General features: G+C 68.6%; 1 protein-coding gene. It reads left to right on the top strand.

The window, feature by feature from the left end; all coding sequences use genetic code 11:
- Window positions 1-1,207, top strand: a 1,207-nt coding sequence (locus AB0G04_RS44210) for a type I polyketide synthase (protein ID WP_360996767.1), incomplete at both ends; no start/stop codon positions are given.

The raw sequence follows: 1,207 nt of genomic DNA, 5'->3' as shown, positions 1-1,207 counted from the left end.
CGTCCCGGGTGGAGGCGGGTACGGCGTTCCGTGACCTGGGCATCGACTCGGTGACTGCGGTGGAGGTTCGTACCGGGATCAACGCGGCCACCGGTCTGCGGCTGGGCTCGTCGCTGGTGTTCGACTACCCGACCCCGCAGGCGCTCGCCGACCATCTGCTGGAGGCGCTGGGCCTGGCCGGCGGAGTCGAGGTGCCGACGGCTGCACTGCCGGTCCGAGTCGACGGCGACGACATCGTGATCGTCGGTATGGCCTGCCGCTATCCCGGTGGCATCGAGTCGCCGGAGGACCTGTGGCGCCTGGTGGCGGGCGGCTCGGACGGGATGTCGGTGTTCCCGGTCGACCGGGGATGGGCCGTTCCCGCCGACGCGTCGTACACGGCGGTCGGTGGTTTCGTGGACACGGCTTCGCAGTTCGACGCCGGTCTGTTCGGGGTGTCGCCGCGTGAGGCGGTGGCGATGGATCCGCAGCAGCGTCTGCTGTTGGAGGTGTCGTGGGAGACGTTGGAGCGGTCGGGGGTGGATCCGCGGTCGTTGCGGGGTGCTCCGGTTGGTGTGTTCGTGGGTGCGTCGAATTCTGGCTATGGCACGGGTGGGTTGTTCGCGGAGACGGGTGACGGTCATGTGCTGACCGGTACGGCGAACAGTGTCATCTCGGGTCGGGTGTCGTATTCGTTCGGGTTTGAGGGTCCGGCGATGACGGTGGATACGGCGTGTTCGTCGTCGTTGGTGGCGTTGCATCTGGCGGTGCAGGCGTTGCGGTCGGGTGAGTGTGATCTGGCGTTGGCCGGTGGGGTCACGGTGATCACGGGTCCGGAGGTGTTTGCGGAGTTCGCCCGTCAGGACGGTTTGGCGTCGGATGGCCGGTGCAAGTCGTTCGCGGGTGCGGCGGATGGCACCGGGTGGGGCGAGGGTGCCGGCATGTTGCTGGTGGAGCGCCGTAGTGACGCCGAACGGCTGGGCCACCGGATTCTGGCGGTGGTGCGCGGTAGTGCCGTGAACCAGGACGGTGCTTCTAACGGGCTTACCGCTCCGAATGGTCCGGCGCAGCAGCGGGTGATCCGCCAGGCGCTGGCCGGTGCGGGCCTGACCACAGCCGACGTCGATGTGGTCGAGGCGCATGGCACGGGCACGCGGTTGGGTGACCCGATCGAGGCGCAGGCGCTGCTGGCGACTTACGGCCAGGACCGGTTTGAGGATCGGCCGTT

This window comes from Actinoplanes sp. NPDC023801, from assembly GCF_040639655.1.
In the GTDB taxonomy this organism is placed as follows: Bacteria; Actinomycetota; Actinomycetes; order Mycobacteriales; family Micromonosporaceae; genus Actinoplanes.
This window is presented reverse-complemented; position numbering and strand designations above follow the sequence as displayed.